The organism is Aquirhabdus parva (assembly GCF_003351745.1).
Classification (GTDB): Bacteria; Pseudomonadota; Gammaproteobacteria; order Pseudomonadales; family Moraxellaceae; genus Aquirhabdus; species Aquirhabdus parva.
The window spans coordinates 598860-614762 of the sequence record NZ_CP031222.1; the positions used below are offsets into that span (position 1 = coordinate 598860).

Genomic DNA, 15903 nt, shown 5'->3' on the forward strand with positions numbered 1-15903 from the left:
TTCATATTGATTAAGAATATCCGTAGGACAGTGCCATGACAACAAAAGCGCAAGATTCAAAACGAGAACTGACCCAAGAACTCATTGATGTCTTAACCCTTGAGAAACTTGAGGAAGATTTGTTTAGAGGGCAGAGCCGTAACTTTGTCGGTAACCGTGTTTTTGGTGGACAGGTACTGGGGCAGGCGCTACGTGCTGCCAGTCTGACGACTGATGGACGTCCAGCGCATTCGTTGCATGCCTATTTCTTGAATGCGGGCGATATTGCTGCCCCGATCGTATATCAGGTCGATCGACTGCGTGATGGACGCAGTTTCGTCAGTCGTCAGGTTCGAGCCATTCAATATGGCAAGCTGATCTTCACCATGCTGGTGTCTTTCGCACCGATTGAAGAGGGTCTGAATTTTCAGATCGATATGCCAGTCGTGCCTGAGCCTGAATCACTGAAAACTGAGCAGGAATTGAAAAAGCTCATTGCACCGTTCTTACCAGAAAAAGTCCGTGCTAATCTGATGCGTGAGCGGCAAGTCGAGCTTCGCCCGATTAATCCAACCAATCCTTTTGCACCTGTACCTGAAGTACCAAGCCGTGCCCATTGGATGCGTGTGCCGACACGACTCCCTGATGATCCAAGTTTGCATCAATCCATCATTGCGTTCTCATCCGATTTCTCGTTGATGGGTGCGGGACTCATGCCACATGGCGTCAGCTTTATGACCCCAAGTCTACAAGCCGCCAGTATCGATCACTCGATGCATTTCCATCGCCCTGCGCGTGCGGATGACTGGTTGCTTTATGATATGGAAGCGACGGTGACTTCCAATGCGCGTGGATTGAATTTTGGCCGGATGTGGCAGAATGGGCAGTTAGTTGTCAGTACAAATCAAGAGGGTTTGATGCGGTTGCGCGAGACTGAGCAAAAGTAGTTAAATCAATAATTTGTTTCACTAGCTTCTCAATGAGAAGGGACTACTTTATAAGCCTCATCCAAAATAAAAAAAGCGTGAAATGATGACGCTTTTTTTTGTGATGTGAACTTACATTTCATCAAGGCGATAGTCTTTCATCATATTCGGCTTGTGGTCAGCCACAGTCTCTACGGTCACGTCTTCAGGCGACACTTCCGGCATTCTGCCAAAATGCAGACGATCAGCCATAACGATAGCCAGATCTTCTAGACCTTGACGACGCATCGCTGAGAAGAGCTGGATTGAAAAATCAAGTCCATCGGCATTGAGCTGTTTTTTTACATCCAGCAAGACGGTATTGGCAGGACCGCGATTCAGTTTGTCTGCTTTCGTCAGAAGAACGTGTACAAAGAGATTACGTGATTTTGCCCATTGCAGCATCATCTGATCAAAATGCTTGAGTGGATGACGAATATCCATCAGTAAAACGAGTCCTGCAAGACTTTTACGTTGAATGAGGTATTTCTCGAGTTCTTTTTGCCAAACCAGCTTCATGGCTTCAGGGACTGCTGCATAACCATAACCGGGTAAATCGACTAAACGTTGATCAGTATTTTGCAGCGTGAAGAAATTGATCATCTGCGTACGACCCGGTGTCTTGGATGCGCGAGCCAGTTGGCGCTGAGCCGTAATGGCATTGATCGCACTTGACTTGCCAGCATTTGATCGACCTGCGAAAGCAATCTCAAAGCCAGTATCGGGTGGGCATAAAGACAGCTTGGGTGCACTTGTCATAAACTCAGCACGACGTAGCCACTGCATCAGTGGTTTAGGATCAACAGCAGTTGCGTCATCCGTAGGCAATACGGTTGCACTGTTTTCTGTTGAGGGCTTCTGGTTTTCTGGTGTGGTGGGCATGGTGACTTGAGTCCGGCGAATTCAGATGCATTATAAAACGAATCAGTGCATAAACCGCTATTAAGTTTCGATAGATATAACGATATAATGGTTTTAACGCACAATCTGCGCGAAATCAGCGTCATCAGAGAGGGTAAAATTTACACGTTCACTAGCGATAATGATGATTTTCGTGTCATGATGTGGCGAATGGAGCATCAATTATGCGTAACAATGCCGTTAGTATTGAAACAGTGGTGGTTCAAAAAGTCATAGATTTAAAAGTAATGGCGCTGGCCGTACTTATCTTTTTAGTCATTGGTGTGTCGTCGGCTTGGACGAGTCGTGCTCATGCAGCAGATACCAATGAACTCTATAAGCAATCATGTGCGACATGCCATGGAGCGGGTGTTTTAGGTGCCCCTAAGGCGGGAGATACTGCCGCTTGGTCCGCACGTCTGAAAGCAGGCATCCCTGCTTTGGTCAAACATACCAAAGAAGGCTATAAAAACATGCCTGCACGTGGACTATGTAACACCTGTACTGATGATGATTATGCAAATCTGATTAAGCTCATGGCCAAGTAAGCGCATGATCTTTGATCGATTGCAAAGCAAGTCATCTCCCATTGGTTTTTGTGGCTGATGACCCTATAAAATAAACTCCCCTTGGCATGGGGAGTTTTTTGCATCAAGAAGCATGATCTGGCAATGCCTTGTGATGAGTCTGCATTTACATTGAATATCAATACAAAGAGATGAAACATGATTTTTCTAAATCGATGGCAGGGCGTGCTGCTTGCCTTTTTGATGATGGTTCTCCTAGCGGGTCGACTTGAGCCACTTGCGGGCATCCACCAGCTTGATTTTTGGTTGGTGTGGCTCGTCAGCATGGTGGTTCTTGCATTGCCTGTACTCTTGCTGGAGTCGGCGCTGGCAAAGCGCACTAAAGCGCTTCCCCTGCAAGCTTTACCTGCACTGACTCGTGATGCCGATGTGAGTCCAAGATGGCGTATCGTCGGCTGGCTCGCGATTCTTGGCGTACTCTTGCTTGCGGGGAGTTTGGCCGCTCAAGTGGGGACTCTGGTCAACAATGCAGTCGCTGTTTATCCGAACCAACAGCTTTTACCTGCTAATATTTTGAAACTGTTGCCATTTATTATTTTGATTGTCGCTTTGGTATTGTCTTATATTCCTAAAGGACTACCTATTTTTGGTGTCGCACTCTTACTTGGAGTTGTGGGTGTTGATTTGACTCAAGGCGTGTCACTCTCTGCATGGCAGTGGACTGCATTCACTTGGGTTGAATGGTCCAGTGTTGTTGTTCTGGCTTTGGCATCAACAGGGCTGGGTTTGGGGCTCTATTGGGCATCTGCACTAACCCAGCAGACGAAGGGTCAAGGCGATACGCCACGTCGCGCCGTTTTACCGATCTGGTTGACTCAAGTTATTGCGGGCTTCATCTTCGCATTGGGGCTGACGACGACTCAGGGTGCTAATACTGCTACAACTCATGTTGGTCTTGCAGTTACGCTATATGCTTTAGCGACATTGATCGGTGCAGGAATATTGCTTTCTTTTGCACGTCAGCAATTGATGGCACGTGATTTTAATCCGATGGTCACCAGCATTTTGATTCTGGTCAGTTTGGCCGTTTGGGTTTTGCCGATTCAAGACTATTTATTGACTGCTGCAATCGTGGTTACGATTTTGATTACCGCGATTTATGCGATTTTCAGTGGCTGGAAAATGAAGAGTAGCCATCTGCGCAAAGCTTTAAATTTTAATAATGAAGCGCTTTATAATGTTTGGCGTGTACAGATCCGTATTCTTGTTCCTTTAGCTGTTGTATTGGCTATCGTAGGTTTAATTGGACAATATGTGTGACTCATCTAATGGAGCAATCTGAAGATACTCCTGTGATCCAAGTCACCTTGGCTTGGGTGAATCAAGAGGGCAAGCCTGAAGTGCGCGCACTTCAGGTGGTTGCGGGTACGACTGCCGCGGCGTTATTTCGGCAGTGCAATGTTTTTCCAGAGAACAAGACCTTACCTGCGATGGGTATTTTTAGTCATAAAATTACTGATCCTGAGCATTATGTTATGCGAAATGGGGATCGATTGGAGCTCTATCAGCCTTTAATTTTAAGCCCGATGGCGGTACGTCGCGCTCGTGCTCGTGCGTACCCCGTAGGAAGACTTAAACTGAGACCTTAGTCAAAAAAAAGCCCAACATCGATTGTTGGGCTTTTTTTTGACAGGGCTATAACGGCTGCGCATTCAAGAGTGGATCTTTACTGCCAGGTAAGCCGGGCTGTGTTACCGGGAAAGTATTTGCACCATCAATGCTGACGACCTTGCCGCTATCATCAAATATAATAACCAGATGCTCGCCACTGGCGGGTTTTAGTCCTGCATTACGTGCAAGCGTGCCCGGGATGTAGGTATACACATAATCCCAGCGATTCGGATTTAAGGTATCCGTGATGGTTGGTGTTCCGAGCAAGTAACGCACTTGTTGAGTGGTCATGCCAACTTTGACTTGGGCAATTTGTGCTTGAGTCAGCGGAGAACCTTGCGGAATGTCAATTTTATAGACGCCGAATATCGAACACGCGCTTTGCGATAAGCTGAGTAAGGAAACTGCGAGAATACCCACAGTGATGCGAGTCAGCATGAATTTTTGCATTTTGATACACTTGCCCCATCTTTTGGCTATATGATTGCTGGTATTGTCTACGGCAGAGCGCCTAGAGACGGTTTGTTACCAAGATTGTTACGAGTATTCTAGATGTTGTTTACCGTTATGAGCTAAACTAACACTAAGTTTTTGGTAGCAAATAGTTAACACATCGGACTATGCGCTACATACTTCTATATCGTTTTACGCTTTGGACTGAAGTCAAAAGCAGAAAATTTGCTTAACAATACACGGCATTGAATGCCTAGCATCAGTATGAACTGCGCAAGTTGGATCATATTAACATGCCTTTATCACGCTGCCCATGATGGAACTGTTATGTCGATTACCAATCAAGATTTACGCAAAGCTGGACTTAAAGTCACCTTACCTCGAGTCAAAATTCTCGAACTGCTTGAGCGCTCAACTGAACACCATTTGAGTGCTGAAGATATCTATAAAACATTGTTAGAGCAGGGTGAGGATGTTGGTCTTGCGACAGTCTATCGTGTGCTGACCCAGTTTGAAACTGCCGGTATTATCGAACGTCATCAGTTTGAAAATAATTATTCAGTATTTGAGATTCTTCAAGCCGATCATCATGATCATATCGTGTGTCAAAATTGTGGACGTGTCGTTGAGTTTACGAGCCCGATCATTGAAGCAGAACAGCATGCGGTCGCAGAGCGTTTTGGATTTGAGCTCACTGGCCATTCGCTGAATCTCTATGTGTTCTGTGATAAGCCCGAATGTGTTGAAGCGCGTAAGAAGCGTAAGTAAAACCGTAAACTATAGCTTTTTCTTTCAAAAGAAACCGTCATTGTTGGCGGTTTTTTTTGCTTTAGACTTTGGTTATGCTCGTGTTATAGATGCGCAGGATTAATCTTTGACGTTAAAATATGGTCGGCCCATGTACCATTGATCTTCAGATAGGATTTGGCCAGACCTTCTTTTTCAAAGCCCAAACGATTTAATAAGGTACCGCTGCGGTGATTTTCCGGGCGGTAATTCGCCATAATGCGGTGTAGTCCATAAGTCTCAAAAATATAGTGATTGGCCGCAGTTAATGCCTCGTACATCAATCCTTTTCCTTCAAATGCCGCACTGATGGCATAGCCCAAATGACAGGCTTGAAAGGCTCCCTGCACAATATTGCTGTAATTACAGTGACCAATCAATTCTGGGCTTTCAATTGTGTAGATGAGCAGATTGAGGGATAGCCCTGCTTTGATTTGTTGCTCGTATTTTTCAAGCGTATGACGCATGTTCTGTAAGGTATAGAAATCATCGTTGCGTAGTGGATCCCAAGGCTTGAGATGAGCTTGATTATTTTGATAAAACGCCAACAAATCTGCGGCATGCATTGGACTCGCATGGCGCAGCGTCAGTCTTGATGTTTGTATCCCCTGTGCAGGGAAGCTTTCGAGAGTCATCGCAATATTTCCTCTGGCCGTGCTAGTTGGATTTTGAAAAACAAAAAACGCCACTAGGGCGTTTCTTGCTTTGCAATGATCTATCGTAAACTGAAAGTCTTACGGCATATACTGTTCATTGCCGACGATCCCGATTTTGGTCACCCCTAAACGCTGGGCGGAAGCCATAATCATTGCAACAGATTTAAACTCTGTTGCTTTGTTGGGACGCAGATGTACTTCATCCTGATCGGGTTTGGTCGCTACGCTATGTAGTTTGCTTTCCAAATCAGCACGACTAGTGATCTGTGCACCGTTCCAAAGAATCGTCCCCGCAGCATCAATATCCACATTGACGACCAGCGGTGGTGTTGATGGCGGTGGTGGATCGCCGATTGGATTGTCCATCTTAATCGCATGATTTTGGATGGGAATCGTGATGATCAGCATAATGATCAGCACCAACATGACGTCGATCAACGGCGTCATGTTCACTTCTAACATTACATCATCTTCTTGACTGCTACCAGAACCGACATTCATACCCATAATGATCTCCTCAATTTAAACTGACCCTGACCTAACCGCGGGCAGGGGGTTGAGTAATGAAGGCAATCTTGGCTATGCCTGCACGTTGCGTAGTGACGATAACCTTACCAATCGATTCATACTTGGTTTGCTGGTCACCACGGATATGCACTTCAGGTTGTGGTGTCTTAACCGCGATTTCTTTTAAACGTTTCAACAGTTCGTTAGAGTCAACATACTGCTCATTCCAAAAGACATCGCCAGTCTTGTTCACGGCCAGAATGACATTTTCTGGCTTGGTCTTATACGGATGGTCAATCTCTTCTGGAAGTTTGACCTGAATCGTATGTGTTACGACGGGAATTGTGATCAAGAAGATGATCAGCAACACCAACATCACGTCCACGAGTGGGGTGGTATTGATGACGCCGATGACCTCTTCATCATCGCCCTCAGAACCAACATTCATGCCCATAATTAGTCAGCCTTTTTGCTGGTATTACCACTGGCAGACATCACACCACTCAGTAATACGGAATGTAAGTCATCGCTGAACTCGACGATTTCTTCAAGTGCTTTCTTATTGCGACGTACTAACCAGTTGTAGCCCAGTACCGCAGGAACCGCAACAGCCAGACCAATTGCAGTCATGATCAAAGCTTCACCGACTGGACCGGCAACTTTATCAATAGAGGCTTGACCTGCAATACCAATCGCAGTCAACGCATGGTAGATACCCCATACAGTCCCGAACAGACCTACGAACGGTGCAGTTGAACCAACAGTAGCCAGGAAAGCCAAACCACCGCTTAAGCGACTTTTAACTTTATCCACTGAACGTTGGATCGACATAGAGATCCATGTATTCAGGTCGATACGTTCAAGCAATGCACCATCATGATGCTGAGTTGAATTGGCGCCTGTTTGAGCGATATAGCGATATGCGCTGGTAGGCTTTAAACCTTGAATACCTTCTTCAACAGAAGATGCTTCCCAAAAAGACTTCTTCGCTTCTTTAGATTGACCCATGAGTTTGGCTTGTTCAAGCAACTTGGTAATGATGATGTACCAACTGCCCATCGACATGATCACCAAAATGATCAACGTTCCGCGTGCTACAAAGTCACCGCCTTTCCATAACGCATCCAAACCGTAAGGATTGCTGACGGTTTCTTTAGTTGCTGGCTCTGGTGGTGGTAGTGGTGCACTGGTTGACGAAATATCAGACGGTGCAGCAGCGGGCGCAGTTGCAGCAGCAGGTGCCGATGCATCTTCAGCAAAGGCGAAAGGGCTGACCAATGCGGAGCTGGAAATCAATAGGGCAGCCATCAATGATGTCATGCGTTTAGTGGTGTTGTTCAACATAATTACTCCAAGAATTTAAAAAAAAGTACGAGATGATTCACATCATCATAAAAATAAAGATTAGTCGTTAAGTTTCCAAACCCAATCCATCTTCAGCGTTGATTCGACAGGTTGTCCGTCGCTGGTTCCAGGTTTGAAATGGCAAAGACTCAACGCTTTAAGCGCAGCGCGATCCAATTGACTATGACCACTACTTCTATCGACTTTTGAATTCTTCACATTGCCATCAGGACCGATGACCAATGCCAAGCGTGTCGTTCCCTCTTCTTCATTTTGCAGTGAATCACGAGGGTATTCTGGTTGAGAACATCCACTCATGGAACTGGCAGAGGGTGCAGTGATCTTCGGCGCAGCAGGTGGTGGAGCAGGCGGAGCAGGCGGCGGCGGTGTCTGTGACACTTGAATCGCTGCAGGTGCAGGCGTAGCTACTTTAACCTCTACAGGTGGTACAAAAGTTGGCGGCGGAGTCACCTTCGGTGGTGGTGGCGTTACCGACTTTTTGACCATCTTTGGAGGCTCAGGTTTCTTCTCTGGAGGAGGAGGAACGATTTCCTTGATGATCTGTGTTTCAACCGGGGGTTGAATCACATCGACCACTTTACGGGCGAGCCCGTTGATGAGTGCATAGACAATGATGATGTGCAGCAGAATCACCACGCCTATACCAACGTAGTTCTTGGATGGATTTTTTCCATCCTGCGTGAAATTCATGCTTTCTTTACCTCCGAGACAACATGGTTAGTTACTGGCAATATCCATAGTAAATAAAACTCCATGCGAATGTTAATTCATTAAGTGGGCAAACTCATATGCTAATTAAGAGTAACCATATGGTTAAAATTGCAATAAGCATGCCTGATATCATTGATATCATATATAAGCTGTATGTCGTTTGTGTTATAAATTGAAAATCGCCTAGACAAGCTAGGCGATCTTTAAACACGGTAAGCTTAAGTGTGTTTCTTTTAAATTCCTAAATTACAGGAATTTATAGGTTGCACGAAGGAACAGCACTCGACCCAGTGGATCGGTATAACGTGGGTCATAGCCGATTTGGAAGTTCGCAGTTGTATTGGTTGCTGGTGGGTTTGTGTTAAAGATGTTTTTCACACCCGCTGTCAGCGTTAAGTTTTTGATACCAGAGTATGTACCTGACAAGTTGTAATGTGTCCAAGATGGTACTTTGTGATCATCGTATCCAGGGATCGCCGCAGTATTGTCATCTTTGTAGCCAGATTCATAGCTTTGTTGGAATAACGCACTCCAGTCAGCCAGTTTCCAGTTTATACCAGCAGTATGGCGCCAGCGGAAGTACGGTTGTCCATTCGCATATACACCAGCGTTTTGGAACCATTCGCCACCTTGTTCAGACTGATACTTATAAGTGTTGACATAAGTACCGTCAAGACTGAGATTAAATGTTCCAAAATCAGTGGTCGGAATCCTCCAGTTAAGTCCAAGATCAACACCAGAAGTTTTGACACCGCCGAGGTTAAGATTGGTATTTGAAATATAGTCAAGTGAACCATCCGCATTACGGACAAATTCGCTGGCATATTTGACTGGATCAGCAAAAATATCTCCCTCGTAGAGGGTGCTGATTTGATTTTTGATCGTGATATTGTAGTAATCTGCTGATACTGTTACGTCTTTAACAGGCTCAATCACTGTACCAAAGGTATATGATTTTGAAGTTTCAGGACGTAGATCTTTATTTCCACCTTGCAACTTGTAGAACTGTTGTCCACAGTCACGAGCAGAAACACCACCTGCAGCTACATTGCCGCCAGGGCAGAGGACAGGATCATCATACGGATTTGCTGTAAATGTTTTTGAGTTCGGATCGTTCAACTCATACAAACTTGGTGCACGGAAACCCGTCGAGAAGGACCCGCGGAATAGAATTTCTTTCAATGGAACCCACCGGAATGCGATTTTAGGGTTCGTAGTTCCGCCCACATCACTATACTTGTCGTAACGGACAGCAAGCTGAGCTTCTAAAGTGGGTAGAATTGGAATTTGGAACTCAGTGAAAATCGCACTCACATCTCGGCGACCAGCTGCAGATTTAGCATCGGAGGTGCCTGTACTATTTACAATAGTAGAGATGTCATAATCAACGTTATAGTTTGCTTCTTCATGGCGATATGAAGTTCCCAACGCAAAGCCTAGTGGGCCTGCAGGAAGATCAGCAATTGCTCGGCTAATGGTAAAATCTACGCTCGTTGCTTTAGTCCGAGCATATTCATAAGGACCTTCAATGGTTAGTGAGCTGGGGACCCCGGTATCTGCAGCGGCTTGAGCTCCAAATGGATTTAGTGTCCCATTCTCTAATGCAATTCGTGCGGCATCATTATTGATGTAGCCTGCAAGTAAACGGTCCGCAGCATTGCTTTCTGTATATGAAACACCGCCTTTATAATCCCAGTCAAACACTGTACCGTCAACAGTAAACAATGCCCGATCTTGTTTGCTGACGGTATCATTGATGCGTGGGCCAGTGGATATACCACGATAGTTAACTGATATTGGATCGCCACTTAGGCCTGCAACGGCAGGAGTAATTCCATTTCCTGGAAAGTACTTGCTGGTATTCGGAACAAAATAATCAGAACCGCCGCCTGCAAGTAAGTCTTGTGCAACAGTTGTTCGGATATTACTTTCAGAATGTAAGTATTCAAAACCTAACTTATTGTTGTCATCAAGCTTAAGAGTTCCTTTACCTAAGAAAGAAAATTCATAAGTTTTAGGTACGATTCCGATCTGAGTTTGGGTGTTGTAGCGACAGATCGCACCTTTAGCAAACGTATTAGGTGGGTTACACCCAGTTGCAGCATAAGGATTGCCACTTAAGTCAGCGGTAGGATCGTAGAAATTAGCTGGAAAAGTATTTCCACTGGTTGAACTGATGCCTAGATCAGGGCGGACACCACCTTGATCTGTAAAGCTGCGGTCTTTAGCCAGCAAACTTTGTTGTGAGTGGTAATCCGCAACACCAAAAAGATTAAAGCCGTCTTTGTCTAGATCACCAAAACCACCGGTGATGTTAAAACGACCTTCTTGACCACCACCACTATGAGTAGGTGTACTTCCCTCAGCAGTTACGGTCAACCCTGTTACAGAGCGCTTGGTGATAAAGTTAATAACACCGCCAATCGCATCAGTTCCATAAATCGCAGAAGCGCCATCACGTAGAACTTCAATACGATCAAGAGCAGCAATTGGAATAATACTCAAATCAACAGATGTGCCATCAAATGCGCTATTGGCAACACGTCGACCATTCAGCAAGACCAAGGTTTTGTTAGCACCCAAGCCACGCAAGTCAGCCGATGGGCCAGAAGTTTTCGAGGCTCCGACATTGTTGGATGCCGTAAACTGCGTTTGGTTTGCAGAAATGGTTTGTAGTGCTTCAGAAGCCGTTGTGATCCCTGCGCGTGCTAAGGCTTCAGTTTTGATTACTGTAATTGGTGATGCACTCTGTGCTGCAATCCCTTTAATCGACGATCCTGTCACTTCTACACGTTCGACTTTGTCGTCGGCGTGTGCAGTATTAACCATTAAGCCCATACCAACGGTCATGCCGCCAGTAAATATCACACGAAGTGAATGAGCCAATATATTTAGTTTCATTACAATGTAACCCCTCTACTAAGTTATCGTTACAGTCAGCAATAACTATGCCACACACTGTAACCAATTATTCACAATCCCCAATAATGCTTATATCCAAATTTAAATAATCTGCCAAGTCATTTTTTTGAATAAACAGATAAGCGGTGCATCTATATAATGCTTTTTAGATGAAATTTAGATAAAGGAATTGAGCTATATTTTTGTTAATTAGCTTTGTTGAAAATTAATATTAAACATGTGTTTATGTTGAGTCTTGAAAGGGTTTTTTATAGCATAGTTGGACTGTTTGGTCTTGTTTGTGTTTGCGTTTAAACTGGCTAGTCATTTTTAGTGCGAAAGAGGAATGTGGACGGATTGGTTCACTCGGTGTGGCACCAAAAAAGAGCGGTTTTGTGCGGTTGTGGTCAGAATGGGGCGGTGTGTATTCAAGCGCTGTGAAAGGGTGTATTCTAAAAAAGTGTCGAATATGCATTAGGTCAACATCCTTTTCTTTATGCGTTTTGTTTTAACCATCTAATAGCAAATGATTTATATTGTTGTATTTTATTTAAAATAAACCAATATTTTTGTTTTGAAGTACGCTGAACCATATGGTTCATGTACGTATTTGCTGTTTTGACTTGTACGCGTTTTTCCAGTGGAATTTCATGGCATTGTGTAAGTAGTATGAAGGGGAATGTAAATGCACAATGACGTGCTGAGTAGGTGTTGTTCTGGTGCCCTGTTATTGTGCAAGTGGCTGCTGACTATTGTGTTCAGTATCCCTTTCATCTCTGAAAAGACCTCTGCAGGCACTAATCCTGCTGATCCTGCCAAAGTCGTTCGGGTTGCATTTGAGGCAGCTGACGATGGCTTTGATCCGGTGCGTACAGCCAATGCTTATTCAAATTGGGTGATCAATGGGATTATTGAACCTTTGATGACTTATGATTATTTGGCTCGTCCCGCGAAGCTGATTCCAAACACGATTGAGTCAATGCCCGAAATCCTAGAGGAGGGCAGAGTCTATGTTTTTCATCTTAAAAAGGGTATTTACTTTGCGCCAGATGCGGCGTTTAAAGGAAAGCCGCGTGAGCTGACTGCGCAAGATTATGCCTATACGCTAAAACGTTTTTTAGACCCTAAAAATCATTCTCCTTCAGCCAATTTTTTGAGTGGCAAGATTGTCGGTATGGATGAGTTGGTCGCACAGGCGAATGCTACGGGGCGTTTCAATTACGATGCTAAAGTCGCTGGTTTACAGACGCCTGATCCCTACACCTTGCGGGTAACGTTGAAGCAAGCGGATTATAACTTCCTATCCATTCTGGCCTATAGTGCATTCGGTGCTGTTGCGCGAGAAGTGATTGAAACCTACGATGGACAGACGCAAAGTCATCCAGTTGGAACAGGGGCATATATGCTGCAAAAGTATATGCCACATAGCAAAGTCATTTTGGTCGCAAACCCCAATTTTAGAGGTTATGTCTGGGATTTTAAGTCGTCAGGAAGTTTGGAGGATGATCAAATCGTCCGAGACATGAAAGGCAAAAAAATGCCACAAATTGGGCGTGTTGAAATCAATATTTTGGAAGAAGAGCAATCTCGATGGCTTGCATTTCAGAGTAAACAACTTGATTTTGATAAGCTGCCACAAACGGTTGCGCCTACCGTACTGAGTGGTGACAGACTAAAACCTGAGTTTATTAAGCAAGATATCCACTTATATCGACAAGTCGAGCCATCATTAACTTACACGTTTTTGAACTATAAAGATCCCATCATTGGTGGCAATAGCCTAGAGAAAATTGCGCTTAGGCGTGCAATTATCATGTCATATAGCGTCGATCAAGAAGTTTCAAAAATGCGCATGGGGCAGGCTGTTAAATCTGAAATGATTATTCCACAAGGGGTTGAGGGGTTTGACCCGACCTATCGCAGCAGTGTGGGTTATGATCCAGAACTTGCGAATAAACTGTTGGATCATTTCGGCTATAAACGTGGCACGGATGGTTATCGAACGCTGCCAGATGGCAAGCCGCTTGTCCTTAAATTTGCGGTGGCTTCAGGCACAGATAAGATGATTCAGTCTGAGATTTGGAAGCGTGGACTGGACAGCATTGGTATTCAATCCAGTTTTGCGGTGAGCAACTTTGCAGATAATTTGAAAGCCGCAACGTTGTGCCAGCTTATGATCTCTCCGAGTAGCTGGAGTGCAGATTTTCCTGAAGGCGAGAACTTTGTCCAGTTACTCTATGGCCCGAATGCCCATCAGAGCAATCATGCCTGTTACGCCTCTGCAGCATTTGATGCATTGTATGAAAAAGCAATTGCGCTACCGACAGGAAGCGCGCGCCAGCCTTTGTATATCCAAATGAATAGACAATTAGAGGCGGATAGTGTGTGGTCGGTCGGCGTATCTCCTGTACGCAATTGGCTGATTCGGCCATGGGTAAAAGGCTTTAAAAAGCACCCTATTTTACGTGCGGATTGGCAATATTTGGATATTGCGCCGCATTGAGATTAAGAAAACCCGAGTGGAATACAAAAACGCTACTTGGGGTGAATGATTTTGGCACAAATGTAGCATTCAGGCTGCATGCGTTGAAGCTTCAGTACAAGGCTGAGTTTGCCCGTTTCGGCGAGTTCGGTTCTGGTATAGCAAGGTTAATTGAGGAGTAGGATTCAGTTGAATTCAGTTTTGTTTAAAAAAATGCTGTTGGCTGGTTTGGTGTGTGGATTGTCAGTGCAAAGTGCTGTTGCGGAAAAACCGACGAATCCAGCCGATCCGGCAAAAGTACTGCGCTTTGTCTTTATTGCGGCTGAAACGGGATATGACCCGGCCGTGGTGAATGACTTGTATTCCTCCCATGTGGTATATGCAATCAATGAAGGGCTGTTTACCTACGATTATCTTGCACGACCTGCAAAGCTGGTTCCTCGTACTGCTGAAGCGTTGCCAGAAGTCACTGATGGCGGGCGGACGTATACCATCCGCCTAAAAAAAGGCATTTATTTCACGCCTGATCCTGCATTTGGTGGCAAGAAGCGTGAATTGACTATGGCTGATTATGTCTATTCCTATGAGCGCTTGCTGGATCCTAAAATCCATTCGCCGAACGGCTGGATGTTCGAAGGCAAAATCAAAGGCATGGATCAGTTGATTGCTGATGCCAAGAAAACCGGCAAATTTGATTATGACCGTAAAGTCGAAGGCTTTGAGCTGATTGATCGATATACCCTACGGATTCATCTTACCAAACCCGATTTTAATCTCGGGATGATTCTTGCGCATCAACCCGCAGGTGCAGTTGCTCGTGAAGTGATTGAGAAATATGCGGATGGGTCTGGCTGGGTGATGAGTCATCCCGTTGGCACGGGTGCCTATCAACTTGAGAAGTGGGTGCCTGGATCACGTACAACACTGGTTGCCAATCCGCAATATCGTGGCTATATCTGGGACTTTAAAGCAGGTACTGATCCTGAGGATCAAAAGATTGTCGCCCAAATGAAGGGTAAGCATATGCCGCAGATTGGTCGTGTCGAAATTTACGACATGATCGAAGATCAATCGCGCTGGTTGGCTTTTCAAAATGATGAAGTGGATCAGTTCCAGTTAGAAGGTCCGCTGGTGCCGCAGGCTCTTGAGAATGGCAAGTTAAAGCCAGAACTTGTTAAAAAAGGGGTGCAACTGTCGAGGATCGTCGATCCCGAACAGAGTGACTATTATTGGAATATGAAAGATCCCATCGTTGGTGGACTGACCAAAGACAAAATTGCACTCCGCCGTGCAATAGGCATGGCACATGACGTCAAACAGGAAATTCAAGTCGTATGGAATGGGGATGCTGTTCCTTTGGAATATCCGATTCCTCCAGGTGTAGTGGGGTATGACCCGAACTATAAGAGTAGTATCCAGTACGATCCTGATGCGGCAAATCTGTTGCTCGATAAATATGGTTATAAAATCGGTCCAGATGGCTGGCGAACACTCCCCGATGGTAAGCCATTGGTTATCCACTATTCCGTGCGGGCTGGCTCGGCAAGTCAAGAGCAGTCTGAAATGTGGAAAAAGACCTATGATAAAATTCATATCCATATGATCGGTGATGTCAAACCTTTCCCAGAAATTTTAAAAGCCGAAAAACAATGTAAATTGCAAAGCCGTACTAATCCTTGGTTTGCGGATTATCCTGATGGCGACAATTTTATGCAGTTATTTTACGGTCCGAATACTTATGCGACCAATAATGGCTGCTCCATCATTCCTGAATACGACAAGCTCTATGAGCAAAGCCAGCAGATGCCTGCGGGTCCAGAGCGGGATGTGCTTTATCATAAAATGGCTCGCATTCTCGAAGTCTATATGCCTTATCGAATGGGTTATGCCCGTTATCGCAATATGCTCTCTCAGCCTCGTGTTATGGGTTATAAAAAACACCCCGTCGTCCATGGCGAATGGGAGTTTATGGATATTGATAAAACCAAGTAAGCCGAGCT

At 45.0% G+C, this 15903-nt stretch carries 15 protein-coding genes; 7 read left to right on the forward strand and 8 right to left on the reverse strand.

All coding sequences use genetic code 11. The features are described from left to right. Positions 1-35: 35 nt before the first annotated feature. Positions 36-926 (forward strand): acyl-CoA thioesterase, encoded by an 891-nt coding sequence (locus HYN46_RS02695; protein ID WP_114897992.1) that lies wholly within the window; start codon positions 36-38, stop codon positions 924-926. Positions 927-1037: 111 nt separating this feature from the next. Here the strand turns inward: HYN46_RS02695 and yihA are convergent, their stop codons facing one another. Beyond that, positions 1038-1826 (reverse strand): ribosome biogenesis GTP-binding protein YihA/YsxC, encoded by a 789-nt coding sequence (gene yihA, locus HYN46_RS02700; protein ID WP_114897993.1) that lies wholly within the window; start codon positions 1824-1826, stop codon positions 1038-1040. 203 nt (positions 1827-2029) lie between these two features. Here yihA and HYN46_RS02705 point away from each other — a divergent pair, with 203 nt between their 5' ends. The 3 genes from HYN46_RS02705 to HYN46_RS02715 all read left to right on the forward strand — a co-directional run bounded on the left by HYN46_RS02705 (position 2030) and on the right by HYN46_RS02715 (position 4020). Then, a complete protein-coding gene (locus tag HYN46_RS02705; RefSeq protein WP_114897994.1) occupies positions 2030-2392 on the forward strand; it encodes a c-type cytochrome in 363 nt (120 codons plus the stop codon). A 177-nt stretch (positions 2393-2569) separates the two neighbouring features. Next, positions 2570-3691 (forward strand): hypothetical protein, encoded by a 1122-nt coding sequence (locus HYN46_RS02710; protein ID WP_114897995.1) that lies wholly within the window; start codon positions 2570-2572, stop codon positions 3689-3691. Further along, on the forward strand, positions 3688-4020 hold the full coding sequence (locus tag HYN46_RS02715) for an RnfH family protein (RefSeq protein ID WP_162818071.1): 333 nt from the start codon (positions 3688-3690) through the stop codon (positions 4018-4020). Before HYN46_RS02710 ends, HYN46_RS02715 begins: the two co-directional genes overlap by 4 nt. Positions 4021-4066: 46 nt before the next feature. Here HYN46_RS02715 and HYN46_RS02720 read toward each other — a convergent pair whose 3' ends face one another. Beyond that, complete coding sequence (locus HYN46_RS02720; RefSeq protein WP_114897997.1) at positions 4067-4492, reverse strand: outer membrane protein assembly factor BamE; 426 nt, start codon at positions 4490-4492, stop codon at positions 4067-4069. A gap of 330 nt (positions 4493-4822) precedes the next feature. Here HYN46_RS02720 and fur point away from each other — a divergent pair, with 330 nt between their 5' ends. Next, a complete protein-coding gene (fur, locus tag HYN46_RS02725; RefSeq protein WP_114897998.1) occupies positions 4823-5263 on the forward strand; it encodes a ferric iron uptake transcriptional regulator in 441 nt (146 codons plus the stop codon). An 83-nt stretch (positions 5264-5346) separates the two neighbouring features. On the opposite strand, the gene HYN46_RS02730 is transcribed toward fur, so the two are convergent. From HYN46_RS02730 to HYN46_RS02755, 6 genes are all read right to left on the reverse strand, one after another. Next, the gene (locus tag HYN46_RS02730; RefSeq protein ID WP_114897999.1) at positions 5347-5916 is read right to left on the reverse strand and encodes a GNAT family N-acetyltransferase; all 570 of its coding nucleotides are present in this window, start codon (positions 5914-5916) and stop codon (positions 5347-5349) included. 99 nt (positions 5917-6015) lie between these two features. After that, the gene (locus tag HYN46_RS02735) at positions 6016-6444 is read right to left on the reverse strand and encodes an ExbD/TolR family protein (protein ID WP_210009315.1); all 429 of its coding nucleotides are present in this window, start codon (positions 6442-6444) and stop codon (positions 6016-6018) included. 31 nt (positions 6445-6475) lie between these two features. Continuing rightward, entirely contained in the window at positions 6476-6898 is a 423-nt protein-coding gene (locus HYN46_RS02740) for an ExbD/TolR family protein (RefSeq protein WP_114898000.1), read from the reverse strand. Between the two features lie 2 nt (positions 6899-6900). Continuing rightward, the gene (locus HYN46_RS02745) at positions 6901-7788 is read right to left on the reverse strand and encodes a MotA/TolQ/ExbB proton channel family protein (protein WP_114898001.1); all 888 of its coding nucleotides are present in this window, start codon (positions 7786-7788) and stop codon (positions 6901-6903) included. Between the two features lie 60 nt (positions 7789-7848). Further along, entirely contained in the window at positions 7849-8499 is a 651-nt protein-coding gene (locus HYN46_RS02750; RefSeq protein ID WP_114898002.1) for an energy transducer TonB, read from the reverse strand. Positions 8500-8766: 267 nt separating this feature from the next. Further along, on the reverse strand, positions 8767-11421 hold the full coding sequence (locus HYN46_RS02755; protein ID WP_210009317.1) for a TonB-dependent receptor: 2655 nt from the start codon (positions 11419-11421) through the stop codon (positions 8767-8769). A gap of 685 nt (positions 11422-12106) precedes the next feature. On the opposite strand from HYN46_RS02755, the gene HYN46_RS02760 reads away from it, so the two are divergent. Together HYN46_RS02760 and HYN46_RS02765 are read left to right on the forward strand one after the other, a co-directional pair. Continuing rightward, the gene (locus HYN46_RS02760) at positions 12107-13924 is read left to right on the forward strand and encodes an ABC transporter substrate-binding protein (protein ID WP_114898003.1); all 1818 of its coding nucleotides are present in this window, start codon (positions 12107-12109) and stop codon (positions 13922-13924) included. Positions 13925-14116: 192 nt separating this feature from the next. Next, on the forward strand, positions 14117-15895 hold the full coding sequence (locus tag HYN46_RS02765) for an ABC transporter substrate-binding protein (protein WP_114898004.1): 1779 nt from the start codon (positions 14117-14119) through the stop codon (positions 15893-15895). Positions 15896-15903 lie beyond the last annotated feature (8 nt).